This window comes from Chloroflexus sp. (genome assembly GCF_034434295.1).
Taxonomy (GTDB): domain Bacteria; phylum Chloroflexota; class Chloroflexia; order Chloroflexales; family Chloroflexaceae; genus Chloroflexus.
Window position 1 is genome coordinate 94509 of record NZ_DAOTZQ010000055.1, and the last position, 16334, is coordinate 110842.

Below are 16334 nucleotides of genomic sequence, written 5' to 3' on the forward strand. Positions count from 1 at the left end.
GTGTGCTCGTTACAGGTAGTATAACGCGAGTCAAGGGTTGGCTTGCCTCATGCGGCTACTGGCCGGCAATCAGGACATTATACCGGCCATGATTCGCTCGTAAGCAGCGCGGAGGGCAGCGGCCTCCTCGTTACTCAAGGGCAGCAACGGGAGCCGCAGCGCCGTTTCCGGCAAGTCACTTGTCCAGGTTAATGCCGCCTTAAGCGCTGGTGGTGTGTTGATCGGGTTCACCAGATCGCGTACAGCGCTCAGGCGAGCCTGGGCTGCCGCCACATCACCACCCTGATAGAATGCATCGAACACTGCACGGGCCAGTTTCGGGAAAGCACTGGAGAGTGCCGTAATGGCGCCGGCAGCGCCTCCGGCCAGAGCACGGGCAATCAGGCGATCACTACCGGTAAAGATACGTAATTGCGGATAGCTGTCAATTAACATCTTCGAGTGTTCCCAATCGCCACTACTGTCTTTCAAACCATAAAACTGCGTGCCGTGGCTCGCCAGCAAGCCATCGATAATAGTCCTCGTAATCGGCACCCCGGTCACCTGCGGAATATGGTACAGCATCACGCGCGCATCAGTTGGTAACGCATCGCACAGCGCCCGGAAGTAGGCCAGAATGCCGGTTTCGTCCGGTTGCTTGATGTAGAACGGCGGCATGACCAGAATCGCATCAACACCCAGATCAATCGCTGCCCGGCTCAGCGCAATCGTATCGGTCAGCGCAGCACAGCCGGTACCGGCAATCACGCTCAATTCCCCCCGGTGCGCCATAATGATCTCAAGGGTGCGGATTCGCTCGGCCACACTCATCGACGGCCCTTCACCGGTGGTGCCCAGCGCCAGCACACCGTGGAGTCCACCATCAGCCAGAAAGCGCAGGTATCCCGGCAACCACTCATAATCCACCGGGCCAACATCACTGGTGAAGGGGGTAAGCATTGCGCTAATAATCCCGTGCGGCTCTGCCATAGGAATGTCTCCTTCCTGTTCTCATGTCCTCCGTTGACTCTACCATAAGTTGCCGTTTCCGCGACATGGTGTAGAATCAAGCAGCAGCAAGCGTGATCGGATTTGACCATAGAAAAGGCGGTTTATGAAAGGTCTTGTGCTCAGTGGTGGTAAAGGAACTCGACTGCGACCGATTACCTATACCAGTGCGAAACAGCTTGTGCCGGTTGCCAATAAGCCGGTGTTGTTTCGGGTAATCGAAGCGATCCGTGATGCCGGGATTACCGACATCGGGATCGTTATCGGCGACACTGGCGATGAGATTCGGGCGGCAGTGGGCAATGGTCGGCGCTGGGGCGTGAAAATTTCGTACATCCCGCAAGAAGCTCCCCTGGGTCTGGCCCATGCAGTGAAAATCAGTCGTGATTTTCTCGGCGATGACCGGTTTGTGATGTTTTTGGGCGATAACTGCATTCAGGGCGGGATCAGTCCGCTCATCGAGCAATTTGGGCGGAGTGATTACAATGCCCAGATTGTGTTGAAAAAGGTAAGCGATCCGCGCTCGTTTGGTGTTGCCGAACTTGATGATGAGGGTCGGGTCGTGCGTCTGGTTGAGAAGCCGCGTGAGCCGAAGTCGGATCTGGCACTGGTCGGCATCTATATGTTCGATCACCATATTTTTGAAGCGGTTGAGGCAATTAGACCGTCAGCACGTGGTGAGCTTGAGATTACCGACGCTATTCAGTGGCTGGTGAGCAACGGCTACAACGTATATCCCTACGTACATGAGGGCTGGTGGATCGACACCGGGAAGAAGGATGATATGCTGGAAGCCAATCGCCTGGTGCTCGAAGAGCTGGAACCTTCGGTGCAAGGGTATGTTGACCGCGACTCGCAGTTGATCGGCAAGGTGATCATCGAGCCAGGTGCAGAAATCATCAATAGCACGATCCGTGGCCCGGCAATTATTGGTGAGCACACCCGGATTGTAAACGCCTACGTCGGCCCGTTTACCTCAATCTATCACCACTGCCACATTGAAGAATGTGAGATCGAGCATAGCATCGTGCTTGAATACTGCACAATCCGTGGTCTGCCACACCGATTGGAAGATAGCCTGATCGGGCGGAATGTCGAGATCGGGCGTAGCCCATTGCGGCCAAAGGCGTATCGGTTTATGCTGGGTGATAACAGTTCGGTCGGCGTATTGTGAGATCGATTCTACGCCGTCTCATCGGTGGCGATCTCCAGCCAGATCGCGTAGACGGTATTTTTCGCCACATGCAGATCTTGCGCAGTCTGACGAACTGCGGCGCTGGCACTCAGTCCCTGAGCACGCAGGCGCCTCAGGTGGGCCGCAATGGTTGCCGGTTCAGCCGTTGGAGCTGCTGCACGTAGCCGGTGTCGTTCGCGTTTGCGGCTCTCTGTCTGCGCGGCACCGGCGATCACGATAGTGAACTCTCCACGTGGTGGCTGGTGCGTAAAGTGATCGATCAGCTCACCCGCTGTCCCGCGCATGATCATCTCGAATCGCTTGGTGAGATCATTGGCAATGGCGATCTGGCGGGCACCAAGAACATCGCCAATATCGGCGAGTGCATCCAGCAGCCGGTGTGGGGTCTCGAAGCAGATGATCGTCAGCGTTAGATCGGCAATGTTGCTCAGTAACTCACGGCGCTCGCGTTGCTGGCGGGGAAGAAAACCGATAAAGGCGAACCGGTCAGTTGCCATGCCCGACGCGATTAAAGCGGCCAGTGGTGCACTAGGGCCTGGCACTGGCACGATGGTGTGGCCGGCGGCCAGACAGACCTGCACTAGCTCCTGACCGGGATCGGCAATGGCCGGCGTACCCGCATCAGAGACGAGGGCAACATCGCCGGTCTGGAGCGCAGCCAGCAACTCAGCCTGACGTGCCAGCTTATTGTGCTCGTGGTACGAGATACAGGGAGTCGTGATCTGGTAGTGATCGAGCAAAATACGGGTATGGCGCGTGTCTTCAGCAGCAATCAGGCGTACCTCGCGCAGGATGCGTAATGCGCGGAGCGTGATGTCTTCGAGATTGCCGATTGGCGTGGCAACAAGGTAGAGTGTTCCCATACCTCAGCTCTGCATGCGCCTGTCGCTGCCTATCTGTTGACGCCAGTAATCAAGCACTTCAGCCACAATCTGCTCGATCCCGATTTCGGGTTGCCAGCCGGTAGCTGCTCGCAGTTTGCGGTTGTCACCCTGGAGGATCGGCTCATCGACCGGGCGCAGGCGGGCCGGATCGACCTGTACCGTCACCGGTACGCGCCCCATTGCTACGACCATCTCTACAATATCGCCAATGCGCATAGCCTGCCCTGAACAGAGGTTGTACACTTCACCTGGTGTACCGTGTTCAAGCAGTAGCCAGAGTGCCCGGGCGACATCGCGGGTATGGGTAAAATCACGTTTGGGTGACAAATTGCCAACATACATAACCGGTTCCTGCTGCCCGGCCTCGATCAACGCCATCTGGCGACAGAAGGTTTGGATCGAACAACGATCTCCCTGGCGGGGGCCGACGTGGTTAAACGAACGGGTCACCACCACGTGCAATCCGTAACTGGCATGGTATTGCAGGCCACTCAATTCAGCGGCAACTTTGCTCACCCCGTATGGACTGGCCGGTCGTAAGGGATGCTCTTCGCTGATCGGCACCTCATCAGGACGAACCGGGCCATATTCGGCACTGGTACCGGCAATATGAATACGCGCCTTCGGTACATGCCGGCGTGCTGCTTCGAGCAGGTTGATGGTGCCTTCTACATTGGCCCGCATCGTCAGGATCGGTGCGTCCCAGGAAGCACTGGGGTAGCTCTGCGCTGCCAGGTGAAAGATACGATCTGGACGCGCAGTAGCAATGGCCCGATCTATCGCAAACGCATCTTCAATATCGCCCTCATGAATGGTGATCCGTCCGATCAGATGTTCAATCGGACGCGGATCACTACGCCAGCGCTTGAAGGCGTGAATGTCCACTCCAGGTATTGTCAACAGATAATCGGCCAGAAAACTGCCGACCGGCCCGGTAATACCGGTAATAAAGACCCGCATAACGCCTCCTTGTTACAGCCATCGCCTATCATACCACGTTTGGCCGGCAGACAGGCGCAGGAGACGGTCTGAACAGGTTGTAAGGGTTGTGGGCTACGAAGGCGACTTCCTGATCTACAGCATATCTTGATGCTACATTTCTGGTGTGATGGACGTGCTATCTACCATCGCCCTGACTCGCCATCTCAGCGCTGCTATCCCCTGGGAACGTGAGCCTCCGGCTCACCTATGCCCTGGGAACGCGAGCATCCGGCTCGACGAGAGCGGGTTGGGGTGTGGGCAAATAAGGTAGTACCTTGGGTTATCCATCCTCTGGGTCCTCCGTGTCTCTGCGGTGGATAGGTTCACCACAGCGGCACCGAGAGTATAGAGGGTGGTAGAGGATACATAAGGCAACAACTTGGGCTACACAAGCGCATTCCTCACGCTATCCTGTGACCTGCCGCACACCGACACCTTGCCAATCTCTGCTATACTAAAGAAGAGTTGTTTGAGCAACCATTCTCGTGAATAATGTCACGATTGCAGATAACAGCAGGTTGAAATGAAAGGTAAAGCGGAATGAAGGCGCGTGAGATCATGACCAAAAATGTGGTGTGCGTCACTGATGATGCTGCCGTAGAGGATGCCGCCCGTTTGATGACACGCAATCGGATCAGTGGTCTACCGGTTGTGAACCCCCAGGGTATGCTGGTAGGTCTTGTCACCGAGCACGACCTGATCGCCAAAGAGGGGCGTACCGTTAAAGAAATTATGACCCGAAGCGTAATCAGTGTTAGCCCCGACACCGAAGTTGAGCAGATTCAGCATCTGCTTACCAATCAGCGCATTCGGCGGGTACCGGTCGTTGAAAACGGTAAGGTTGTCGGCATTGTCAGCCGTTCCGATCTCGTGCGCCAGATTGCAATGCGTTGGGTCTGCGGCGTGTGTGGTGAGATTGTCCGTGCGCTTGAAGCACCCAAACACTGCCCGCGTTGTGGGGCCGATACGCATGCCTTTACCCACGAGGTGGTTCCGCCAGGGATGTAATCCTGTTCAGCGTGTATGTGTCTCTGGTGAACCTGCGAGTGGGAAGATGCCCGGCATCAATTGTCACTCTTCGTCATTGTGTACGCGCTGTAAGTGACACATAATAGCAACAGGTATGCCATTTCATATCGTCTATCTCGCTGCCAGACGGTGTGAAGATGTCCGGGCTTGAGACTATCTGTTGGCATATACCTCACAAAAGATGTATCACGCCAACTGACCTGTTATTACCTGTGTTATTACGCTGTAAGCACTTCTACAACCAAAACGATGTATGTGCATCACAGCTACACAGGGGCTATCTGCTTGCCTGAGCTGATGGCTATGCAAATTCGTGCATAGTACGTTTTGCAAGTGTCCCATCAGTCATGTACCAATCTGGCATCGCAACCTGACTGTTCAGCATTAACTAACATCGGGCGCAATCCCAGACCTGCGGGTCGGGTGAAATATAGAGCGCAATGCACGCTCGTGGGAGCGTGGTACAGGGATCAGACGGCGGACCAACACGGCTAAAATAACCCAACCCCTCAGCAAGCCGGAACGGAACGCCCAGCATACGAGAGGAGTTCTCACTATGGCCGAAGTAGCCGAGACGGCTCAACCCCTACTTGAACGCGCCACCGCCGACGAACTTAAGCATTACTACTATCAGATGCTGTTGATACGTCGGTTTGAAGAGCGCGCCGGCGAGATGTACGTAAAAGCCAAAATTGGCGGATATTGCCACCTCAATCTCGGTGAAGAGGCAACCATCGTTGGTTTGATGGCTGCTTTGACTCCAGACGACTACATCTTCACTAATTATCGCGAGCACGGTTACATCATCGCACGCGGTGTTTCCCCTGGTCCGGTGATGGCCGAATTGTTCGGTAAAGAAACGGGTGTCTCTGGTGGTCGTGGCGGTTCGATGCATCTGTTCGACCGCAAGACTAATTTTATGGGTGGCTATGCCATCGTTGGCGGTCAGGTACCGCTGGCAGTTGGCGCAGCCTATGCGCTGCGTTACCAGAACAAGGCCGGTGTGGTTGTTGCCCAGATGGGTGACGGTACGACAAACATCGGTGCATTTTACGAGTCGCTGAACCTGGCGAAACTCTGGAAGTGTCCGGTGCTCTTCTTCATCGTTAATAACGGCTACGGTATGGGCACCTCGGTCGAGGCCGGTTCATCAGAGCCGGATTTGTGGAAGAAAGGCGCTTCGTTCCGCATCCACGGCGAGCGTGTTGATGGTACCGATGTCCTGGCAGTGCGCGATGTTGTTCGCCGTTTGCGGGCACGCGCCGAAGCCGAAGGTGAGCCGGCGATTATCGATGCCGTGAGTTTCCGCTTCCGCGGCCATTCGGTGATCGACGCGGATCGCTACCGTGACCCGGAATCTGTACGACGGGGGCGTGAGTTGTACGACCCGATTCGGAAGTTTGCTGCCCTCCTGCTCGATCACGGGGTTATTGACGATGCCTGGTTGAAGAGCATCGCTGAACAGGTTGAGCGTGAAGTACAAGAGGCCATCGATTTTGCGAACAATAGCCCTGATCCGAAATTCGAGGACCTCTACAAATATATGTACGCCACACCGGTACCCAACACCCCAACCGCCGAAGATGCCATTCGGGCGGTGAAGATCAATCACGGCGAGTTTGATGTGTAACAGTGTGAGAGTACGTAACGCATGTATCTGAATCAATAAGTTCCGCGACAGCCGGCCATACGCCCGGCAATTGTTGAGTGCAAAGAGGTTTCTATGCCTGTGATTACCTATCGCCAGGCTCTGAACGATACGCTTGGTGAGGAATTAGCTCGCGATCCGAACGTGCTCTTGATGGGCGAAGAGATCGGCGTCTTTCAGGGTTCGTACCGGGTTACCGAGGGTTTATTGGCCGAGTTCGGCCCGAAGCGGGTGGTTGATACACCCATTGCCGAAGAAGGTTTTGTCGGCGTGGCGATTGGCGCAGCGATGCTGGGGCTGCGTCCAGTTGTCGAGATTATGACTATTAACTTTATTCTGGTCGCTATCGACCAGGTCGTCAACCATGCTTCAAAGATTCATTATATGTTTGGTGGCCAGGTGAGTGTGCCGCTCGTGATCCGTACACCTTCCGGTGGTACCGGTCAGTTGGCTGCGACGCACTCACAGTCCTTTGAGAACTGGTTTGCCTACTGCCCTGGCCTGAAAGTTGTGGCACCGGCAACCCCCTACGATGCGAAAGGCTTACTGCGTGCCGCCATTCGCGATGATGACCCGGTCATCTTTATCGAGTCGCTGGCCCTCTACGACACGAAGGGCGAAGTTCCCGAAGACGATGACTATGTCGTGCCAATTGGGGTCGCTGAAGTCAAACGTCGGGGGACTGATGTCACCGTGGTTTCCTATTCGCGGATGACGGCGGTAGCTCTCCAGGTGGCCCAGCGCATGGAACAAGAGGGGATTAGCGTCGAGGTCGTAGATTTGCGCTCGCTTCGGCCACTCGACCGCCCCACAATCATTGAGTCGGTGAAGAAGACCAATCGTGCGGTCGTTATCGCTGAAGACTGGTATTCATACGGGGTGACGTCTGAGATCGCGGCGACGATCCAGGAAGAGGCGTTCGACTATCTCGATGCGCCGGTCTATCGGGTGGCCGGTCTCGAAGTACCGCTGCCATACGCCAAGGATTTATCGGCTGCTTCAAAGCCGAATGCCAACAGCCTGATTTACGCTATTCGACAGGTAATGCGCGGCACAAAGCGCATGCGATAACTGTTCTGTAATGAATTACAGGAGGCTCCATGGGTGAAGTAACCATGCCTCGTCTCTCCGACACAATGTCGGAAGGTACTGTGGGCCGCTGGTTGAAGAAGGTCGGCGATCAGATCGCGGTGGGCGATATTATCGCTGAAATCGAAACCGATAAGGCCACGATGGAACTGGAAGCGTTTGAAGCCGGGGTGTTGCAGCAGATTTTGATCCCGGAAGGGCAGACGGTGCCAATTGGTCAGCCGATTGCTATTATTGGTGATAGTGCGGCCCCGGTCGCGGCTGCGCCCGCACCGACACCTGCACCAGCAGCCGCACCAGCTCCTGAGCCGGCAGCCGCATCGACTCCTGCCCCAGCCCCCGCACCGGTGACGACCGCAGCGGCTCCCGGCGGTGGTGATGAAAATGGTCGGATCAAGGCCTCACCGGTCGCACGTCGGCTGGCTGAAGAGTTGGGCATCGATCTCCGCCAGGTTGTTGGTACCGGTCCCGGCGGGCGGATTATCAAGGAAAACGTGGAAGAGTTTGCTGCCCGGCGTGGTGCTGCCACTCCAGCTGTTGCTCCGGCGCCGGCTCCTGCCCCAACCGCCGCACCGGCCCCGGCTCCTACTCCAGCACCAGCACCTGCTCCAACCCGCACGCCGGTACCGACTCCAGCTCCGGCAATGGCCGGTGCTGAGCCATTGGGTCGGATGCGCAAAGCGATTGCCCGGGCAATGACCGACAGTAAGCCGGGCGTACCGCATATCTATCTCACTATCGAGGTGGATGCTGATGCGCTGATGGCGCTACGCGAACAGATCGCAGCCAGCGGTACCCGCGTCTCTGTCAACGATCTTGTGGTAAAGGCGGCGGCAAAGGCGCTTGCAAAGGTGCCGGCGGTGAATGTCAGCTTCAGTCAGACTACTGACGGCCAGCCGGGTATCGTGCGCCACAACCAGATTAATATCGGTGTTGCGGTTGCGCTCGACGATGGCTTGATGGCACCGGTTGTGCGTGATGCCGATAAGAAGAGCATTAGCGTGATTAGCGCCGAAATCCGTGATATGGCGTTGCGTGCTCGCGAAGGGAAGATTAAACAAAACGAACTCGAAGGGGCAACATTCCAGGTTACTAACCTCGGTATGTTCGGCATCGTTGAGTTCGGGTCGATCATCTCGGTGCCCCAGGCTGCCTCGCTGGCTGTTGGTGCCGTGCGTAAGGTGCCGGTTGTGCGCGACGACCAGATCGTGATCGGACAGGTGATGAATCTCACGTTAAGCGCCGATCACCGGGTGATCGATGGTGCCGTTGGTGCGCAGTACCTGCAAGAGCTGCGCAAGCTTCTGGAAGCACCGATGAATATCATCGTGTAACGGGTAGAAAAGACCCGTTACTGCCAGAACACACTCTGTGTCTCTGTGGTGTCGTATTGTGTTAACCACAGAGACACGGAGGACACAGAGGGAACTAGAACTTATTTTGTAACAGCTATGCTGTTATGCTCCCAGACTGTCGCACAGGTTCATGGAACGCTTGCCATCGCCAACGACAGTCTATCCTGCTCCTGGGCTGCCGGTATAACAGCAAGGAGGACTGACACCATCTCCGGTGCCATCACACGTTGGATGTTGCCTTGCCCGCTCGTCATGCGCGTGTTGCGCGGTTTGGAGCGTGGCAGCCATGCTGCCGCAGCAGCCGTACACACGATCCAGTGCGTGGCACACCGTTGATCCTACTGCTCACGAGGATGCTGTGGGTGCTCGTCACGATCATTTCATAGCGTCTGTCAGTCATGAATGAGATTACTTTTAGTAGCTGTTCTTTGAAATAGGTTCTATGCTCTGTGCGCTCTTTGCCTCTGTGGTGTTACATGCGTAATCACAGAGACACGGAGGATACAGAGGTGACTATTTCTCTGTGTTCTCTGTGCCTCTGTGGTGCAATGATCCACCAGTGTACTGATACAAAGAGGGATCGTATGAGCCTGGAATTACCATCAGGGCCGCTCGTCGAAACCGACTGGCTGGCCGCCCATCTTGGGCATCCCAAACTTCGCATCGTTGACATGCGCGGTACCGTTTTGCCTCCCTCTGCCCCTAAACCGCACTACTTTGCCCGCCACGACGACTACGCCGCCGGACATATTCCCGGCGCTGTCTACATTGATTGGACACGTGATATTGTTGATCTTGACGACCCAACCCCCGTGCAGGTAGCACCACCTGCCAAAATCGCTGAAGAATTGGGAAAGCGCGGTATCGGTGACGATTGTGTGGTGGTTGCCTACGACGACTGGTACTCGATGTTTGCCGGGCGTCTGATGTGGGTGCTCCGGTACTACGGGTTTGATCGGGTACGCGTACTGAATGGTGGGATGGTCAAATGGGTTGCCGAAGGCCGACCTCTGACGACCGAGGTGCCAGACTATCCGCCGGCGATCTTTACCCCGCGCCCCCAACCACACCTGCGTAAGACCGCTGACCAGGTGCTGCAAGCCCTGGGTAGCGATCTACTCTTGATTGATGCCCGTCATGAGCGGGAGTATCAAGGCTTCGAGTCGCGTGCCGCTCGCGGCGGCCACATCCCCGGTGCACGCAATGTCTTTTATCAGAGCCTGGTCAGCGGGCCGCATCAAACCTATCTCTCACCTGATCAACTCCGCGAACGCTTTCTTGCCGCCGGCATCGATCCTGACGCCACGACTGATCGTGAAGTCGTTGCCTACTGCAACGGCGGTGTTTCAGCGACACCTACGGCCATCGCCTTTGAGCTGGTGAGTGGTCGCCGGGTCGCGATCTACGATGGTTCGTGGAATGAGTGGGGGAACGATCCAATCAAACCGCTTGAACGAGAGGAAGCGTCACCGGGTAAGTAGAACTTATTTCATAAAAGCTTTGCTGTCGTGCTTCCAGACGGTTGCACAGGCGTATGAATACTTGCCAATCGCCAACACCAGCATCCTGACCAATGCTGCTAGTATGGTAGCAAAAAAGGCTGATGACCATTGTCGGTGCCATCACATGCTGGATTGGTGGACTTACCCGCTCGTTATGCGCGTGTCACGTCGTTTGGAGTGCGGCGGCCATGCTGCCGCGCCAGCCAGGCTCACGATTCGGTGCGTGGCATGCCGTTAACCCTGCTGGTCACGGGGGGGCTGGATGTGCCCGTTTCGATCATCGAGTCGGTCAGGCGTAAATGCGATACCTGGGCGTAGACGTGTTGTGGCAATAAGTCCTCGCCTGCGCACCAGCGGCCACGGCCAGCTCCTGACGGCGGTGGCGATGATGCCTGCACGCGGGCTGGAAGCCCGTGCCACGGGGAGGCCGCGCCACGTGGCGTACTTACAGCCCGGTCTAACGCAGCAGTATGCCGTTGATCGCCTGACCATACGGTGTGTGTGACGTATGGCATCGTAATCCATGACGATGTGATATGAGGTATCGCACCGGTTTTGGTGTGACATGCAGGCAATGCATGTGGCTGTATGGACGGGTTCTGTTGGGGCGGGTTCTGGGGGGAGCGGGTTTAGAACCCGCCCCGACAATTCGTCCATTATTCTCCGCGCTATCCAAACCTCACCCTGACACCGCATCTGATGCGGATGCGCGGATCCAACTCTCTCACCCCACGGCGACCACCATGCGGGCTGCCGGTGGCGCACCAGGCAGCGGTTCAGTATGGGAATGGATAGCCAAACCGGCATCACCCCATCACCCAACCTATACCCGCTCCAGTACACTTAAAATCAGGTTGGGAAAAATACCCAATACCAGTACGCCGATCACCGCAATTGTCAGCGCGGCGCCAATCCCGCGTGGCATAGCGACCGGAGCCTCATCACGTGCCGGCTCGATAAACATCGCTTTCAGCAGCCGGAGATAATAGTAGAGGCTCACAATCGTCATCACGACCGCGATCACGACCAGCCAGGTCGCACCACTCTGCCAGCCGGCCATGAAGATGTAAAACTTGGCGAAAAAGCCGCCTAACGGCGGAATTCCGGCCAGCGAGAGAATACAGACGGTGAAGAGGAGGGCCAGCGGCAAGTTGCGGCGCGAGAGACCGCGCAGGTGATCAAGATCATCGCCACCGGTCTGCTGCCCAATCAACGCTAGCGCACCGAACGCTCCCAGGTTGGTCAGGCTGTAGATAATCAGATAGTACAGCAGTGCGATCAGTCCCTGTTCACGATCAAACGGTTGCGCAGCGGCCCAGGCCAGCAACCCCAACAGCACAAACCCGGCGTGCGCGATGCTCGAATAGGCCAGCAGCCGCTTAACATTCGTCTGCGGGAGAGCGGCCAGATTTCCGATCACAACCGTCAGCAGGGCCAGCACTGCCAGCACGGCTGTCCACCCCCCGGTCTCATCGTTCAGGGTTGGTGCGCCTGCCATCGCCGGGAATGTCTCTGTGAGTAACCGGAAGAGCAGGATGAAACCGGCGGCCTTCGAGGCGGTTGAAATGAAGGCGGTAATGGGTGTCGGTGATCCTTCATACACATCAGGCGACCAGCCGTGGAACGGAACTACTGCCAGCTTGTAGCCCATACCGGCCACAATGAAGAGCATCGCCAGGGTGAGCAGACCGCCGCTCGATCCGGTGAACGCACCGATCCGATCAAAGCGGGTGAGGTCGTTGAAGTTGGTCGCTCCGCCTACTGCATTGAGTGCGGTGCCAAAGGCCAGACTCATGCCGTACAACAGGATTGCCGACGAGATTGCGCCGAAGAGAAAGTATTTCAGCCCCGCCTCTGCCGAACGTGGATCGTTGCGGAAGTAACCGGCCAACAGGTAGAGCGGGATTGACGTGAGTTCAATCGCCAGATACGCCAGTAACAGCTCATTGGCACCGACCATTAGGCACATGCCAAGGGTGGCAAAGATGATCAGCGCGTAAAACTCACCCGGATGGGCGTTTGGCCGAATGTCGAGGCAGAGCAAACTGGTGACCAGGGCGGCACCGATGATCAGCAAACGGGCAATCATCGTGAGATGATCGGTGGCAAAAACGCCGATGATCGGATCACCACCCGGCCCGCCACTCTGCAGGTTGCGAATGATGTTGGTAAAGAAATTGACTGGAGCTGTTTCAGGCAATTGATACAGATAGCCGCTTTGCAGAAGCGCCACCACCAGTACCATCCCCAACCCAATCGCAGTCAGCGAGGCCGATGATTTTACACGCTCAAGTTGTGCCGCCGGCGTGCGGCCCCACCGCTCCAGAATATCCGATCCCAGTACCAGCAGCGCCAGCACCAGTAGCAAAATTTCAGGTAACAGGCGCGGGATGTCGGTCAGTTGAAACATACGACCCTCTTCGTCTCTCCCAATCAGCGCAGCGCCACCATAACTTCACCGAGACGCGCCACTAATGGTCGCACGCCGGTATCAATCAACTCTGTCATCCACGCCGGATACAGGCCCAACCCTATCAGCACCAGCGCCAGGATCAGCGCCCCGCTGTACTCTTGCCAGGTGAGTTTGGGTAAATGCAAGAATTCGGGGTTCTTGACCTCGTCGTAGAACACGGCCCAGACCGCCCGCAGAATATAGGCTCCGGTGATCGGGATGCTCAATGCAGCAATCACCGCGACCAGCGGGTATCGTTCCCAGACACCGATGAAGATGTTGAACTCCGCCCAAAAGCCGGCCAGCCCCGGCATGCCCATTGATGAGAGACCACCCAAAATGAACATCGCAGCCGCAAAGGGCATCACCCGCCCCAATCCACCTAATTCAGGCAATTGTCGGGTATGGGTTCGGTCGTAGATCATGCGCCCGACCACGGCAAAGAAGAGTGCCGTCATGATGCCATGCGCAAACATTTGTAAGACTGATCCCATCACGGCTATCTGCGTTCCGGCAGCCAACCCCATCACCACCAGACCCATATGGCTCACCGATGAATAGCCGATGATGAACTTCGCGTCGCGCTGAACCATCGCAATACTGGCACCGTACACCACGTTGAGGATGGTCAGGATCACGACGATTGGCAGCCAATCACGCGCACCAATCGGCATCAACCACATGGCTGCCCGTAGACATCCGTAGGCCCCCAGTTTCATCAGCACGCCAGCATGCAACATACTGACTGCCGTCGGCGCCGCCACGTGTCCGGTTGGACTCCAGGTGTGAAAAGGGAACATGCCGGCCAGCACTCCAAAGCCGACAAACAGCGCCGGGAAGAGCAAGCGTTGCAGATCGCCGGCAATGAAGCCTTGTTCGGCCAGTACCAGCATATTGAAGGTGCGCAAGCCACTGCCGAAATAGAGACCGATCATGCCGATAATCACCAGCGCACTGCCCGCCATCAGGAACAGGGTCAGCTTCATCGCCCCGTACTCTTTGCGCGTGCTTCCCCAGATGCCGATCAGCAGGTACATCGGCAGCACTGCCAGCTCGTAGAACACAAAGAAGAGGAAGAGGTCGAGCGCACTAAACACCCCATAGACGCCGGTCGTTAGCAGTAACAACCAGACCCAATATTCTTTGGTGCGCTCTTCAATATTCCAGCTCATCAGTGCGCCAGTGAAGATCACGATACCGTTGAGGAGTAGCATCGGCAGATTGATACCGTCCGCCCCCAACAGGTAACTGATCCCAAGTTGCGGTATCCAGTCAAGATACTCAACAAACTGAAAACCACCGCGCACCGGATCGTAAGCCAGGAAGACCAGCAGTGACAGGATAAGCGAGATCAGCGCAAATCCTGTCCCGACCCAACGCATCAGATCGGGGTAACGATCAGGAATAAACGCAATAATGATGGCCGGCACCAGCATACTAAGCCAGATTAGGCTCAACCAGGGTATGTCGGCGGAAAGTGTTATCAGCCCCATGCGGTCACCGTTCTCCAATACATCCGCTTTGCCAGATGACAATCTTCGCGTCTAACTCAGGGCACGGACAAAAATAGCGACCAGTTGTCCGGCAGCAGCATTGCCCAATCCAATCAGCGGGCCGGGATAGACACCAATCAGCAGCGACAGCACCAGAATCGGTACGATGGCCCAGAATTCTTGTGGGCGTAGATCGGGAATAGAACGCGGTGTGCCGGTTGCCGGCCCCAGAAAAATGCGTTGGAACATGAGCAACAGTGCCAGTGCCGTCACCACCAGCCCGATCACGGCCAGCGCCGTAAAGAAGGGTAAGGTTGCCCACGCCCCTCGGAAGATGAAGAATTCGCCCACAAAGCCGGCCAGTCCAGGCAAACCCAGATTCGCGAAGAGCGCAATGCCCATCACGCCGGCAAACGTTGGCGCACCGGTGCGCAATCCACCTAGACCACTGAGTTCCCAACGCCCGGTGCGCTCATACAATACCCCGGCAAGGTAGAAGAGTGCCCCTGTGCTGAGGCCATGGGCAACCATTTGCACCAGCGCACCGTTGATTGCACTGGCCCGTGCATCGATTCCGGCCTCCCCTGCCGCTGCTGCACCGGCAATTGCCAGCATCACATAGCCCATGTGATTGATCGAGGTATACCCGATCAAGCGCTTGATGTCACCATTCACCTGACTAAGGGCGCCAAATGCACCAGCAACGACGCCAACGATAGCCAGTGCAGCCAGCATCGGGGCAAAGTACTGGGCGGCGTCGGGCGTAAAGGGTAGCAGGAGACGGAGCATGCCATATGCTCCCATTTTGCTCATCACCGCCGAGAGTAGGATACTCGCCGCAGTTGGCCCTTCGGCGTAGGCGTCGGGGAGCCAGGTATGGAACGGCCAGACCGCCAGTTTGATCGCGAACGCTATGAAAATAGCCCACATCGCGATACTGCTGTAGAGCAGGGGATAGCGCCCCAGAGCATTGGTTACACCGATCTGTTCAAGATAGGCGAAGAGAATATCGCGCAAGGTGCCTTCGACGCCAGCTACCGGCAATCCCTGTCCCAGCCGCCCCAGTGCAATCAGATCAAATGTAGGCATACCGACCTGGCGCATCGCCAGATAGATCACCTGGAAAAGCAGGAGCATGCCTAACGAGCCGGCCATCGTGTAGACAAAAAACTTGAAAGCGGCATAGCGGCGTTGTTCGCGCCCCCAGCCCTGGATCAGGAAGAAGGCCGGAACGAGGCTGAATTCCCAGAAGATGAAGAAGAAGAAGAAATCGAGCGCGACAAAGTAGCCGAGCATCGCTGCTTCGAGCAAGAGGAGCAACGCCAGGTGCGCATGCAGTCGCTCACGTACACCCCAACTGGCAATCACAGCCAACGGTGTCATGACTGCCGTCAGGATGACGAGCGGTAGACTCAGCCCATCCACGCCGAGAAAGTAATCAACCCGGATCGCCTGAATCCAGGGGATACGCTCAACCAGTTGCACTGCGCCCTGCCCGCTCGCCACAGCCAGCGGGTCGAAACGTGCCCAGACCATACCGGCCAGCAACAACGGCACACCCGTCCAGGCCAGCACCCCAACTTTCACCGTCTGCTCATTGAGTCTGAGCAGCCATGCCAACCCGATAAGCGCAATACCGGCCAATGGCGCCAGCACCAACAGGGTGAGCCATGGAATACCATCAGCAGCAGGAATAAGATACTCTGGCAGATTCATACG

At 56.6% G+C, this 16334-nt stretch carries 12 protein-coding genes; 6 read left to right on the forward strand and 6 right to left on the reverse strand.

The window, feature by feature from the left end; all coding sequences use genetic code 11:
- Positions 1-69 precede the first annotated feature (69 nt).
- Positions 70-969, reverse strand: coding sequence for a dihydrodipicolinate synthase family protein (locus VAE57_RS08660; RefSeq protein WP_322821488.1), 900 nt, complete (start codon positions 967-969; stop codon positions 70-72).
- A 124-nt stretch (positions 970-1093) separates the two neighbouring features.
- On the opposite strand from VAE57_RS08660, the gene VAE57_RS08665 reads away from it, so the two are divergent.
- Positions 1094-2161, forward strand: a complete 1068-nt coding sequence (locus VAE57_RS08665; RefSeq protein ID WP_322821489.1) for a glucose-1-phosphate thymidylyltransferase — start codon at positions 1094-1096, stop codon at positions 2159-2161.
- A gap of 8 nt (positions 2162-2169) precedes the next feature.
- Here VAE57_RS08665 and rsmI read toward each other — a convergent pair whose 3' ends face one another.
- Positions 2170-3045: a 16S rRNA (cytidine(1402)-2'-O)-methyltransferase gene (gene rsmI / locus VAE57_RS08670; RefSeq protein ID WP_322821490.1), complete on the reverse strand. Its 876-nt coding sequence runs from the start codon at positions 3043-3045 to the stop codon at positions 2170-2172.
- A 3-nt stretch (positions 3046-3048) separates the two neighbouring features.
- Positions 3049-4026, reverse strand: a complete 978-nt coding sequence (locus tag VAE57_RS08675; protein ID WP_322821491.1) for a GDP-mannose 4,6-dehydratase — start codon at positions 4024-4026, stop codon at positions 3049-3051.
- 561 nt (positions 4027-4587) lie between these two features.
- Between VAE57_RS08675 and VAE57_RS08680 the strand changes: the two genes are divergently transcribed.
- The 5 genes from VAE57_RS08680 (at position 4588) to VAE57_RS08700 (ending at position 10649) form a co-directional block, all read left to right on the forward strand.
- Positions 4588-5055 carry a CBS domain-containing protein gene (locus tag VAE57_RS08680; RefSeq protein ID WP_012257840.1) on the forward strand — a complete coding sequence of 156 codons (468 nt, stop codon included), beginning with the start codon at positions 4588-4590 and terminating at the stop codon, positions 5053-5055.
- Positions 5056-5632: 577 nt separating this feature from the next.
- Positions 5633-6706: a pyruvate dehydrogenase (acetyl-transferring) E1 component subunit alpha gene (gene pdhA / locus VAE57_RS08685; RefSeq protein WP_322821492.1), complete on the forward strand. Its 1074-nt coding sequence runs from the start codon at positions 5633-5635 to the stop codon at positions 6704-6706.
- Between the two features lie 93 nt (positions 6707-6799).
- A complete protein-coding gene (locus tag VAE57_RS08690) occupies positions 6800-7795 on the forward strand; it encodes a pyruvate dehydrogenase complex E1 component subunit beta (RefSeq protein WP_322821493.1) in 996 nt (331 codons plus the stop codon).
- A 29-nt stretch (positions 7796-7824) separates the two neighbouring features.
- Positions 7825-9147: a dihydrolipoamide acetyltransferase family protein gene (locus VAE57_RS08695; RefSeq protein WP_322821494.1), complete on the forward strand. Its 1323-nt coding sequence runs from the start codon at positions 7825-7827 to the stop codon at positions 9145-9147.
- A gap of 605 nt (positions 9148-9752) precedes the next feature.
- On the forward strand, positions 9753-10649 hold the full coding sequence (locus tag VAE57_RS08700; protein ID WP_322821495.1) for a sulfurtransferase: 897 nt from the start codon (positions 9753-9755) through the stop codon (positions 10647-10649).
- 844 nt (positions 10650-11493) lie between these two features.
- Here the strand turns inward: VAE57_RS08700 and VAE57_RS08705 are convergent.
- Genes VAE57_RS08705 through VAE57_RS08715 form a run of 3 tightly spaced genes read right to left on the reverse strand, consistent with a single transcriptional unit; the run spans position 11494 to position 16331 of the window.
- Complete coding sequence (locus VAE57_RS08705) at positions 11494-13080, reverse strand: NADH-quinone oxidoreductase subunit N (RefSeq protein ID WP_322821496.1); 1587 nt, start codon at positions 13078-13080, stop codon at positions 11494-11496.
- Between the two features lie 23 nt (positions 13081-13103).
- Entirely contained in the window at positions 13104-14615 is a 1512-nt protein-coding gene (locus VAE57_RS08710; protein WP_322821497.1) for an NADH-quinone oxidoreductase subunit M, read from the reverse strand.
- A gap of 51 nt (positions 14616-14666) precedes the next feature.
- On the reverse strand, positions 14667-16331 hold the full coding sequence (locus tag VAE57_RS08715) for an NADH-quinone oxidoreductase subunit M (RefSeq protein WP_322821498.1): 1665 nt from the start codon (positions 16329-16331) through the stop codon (positions 14667-14669).
- Positions 16332-16334: the final 3 nt, after the last annotated feature.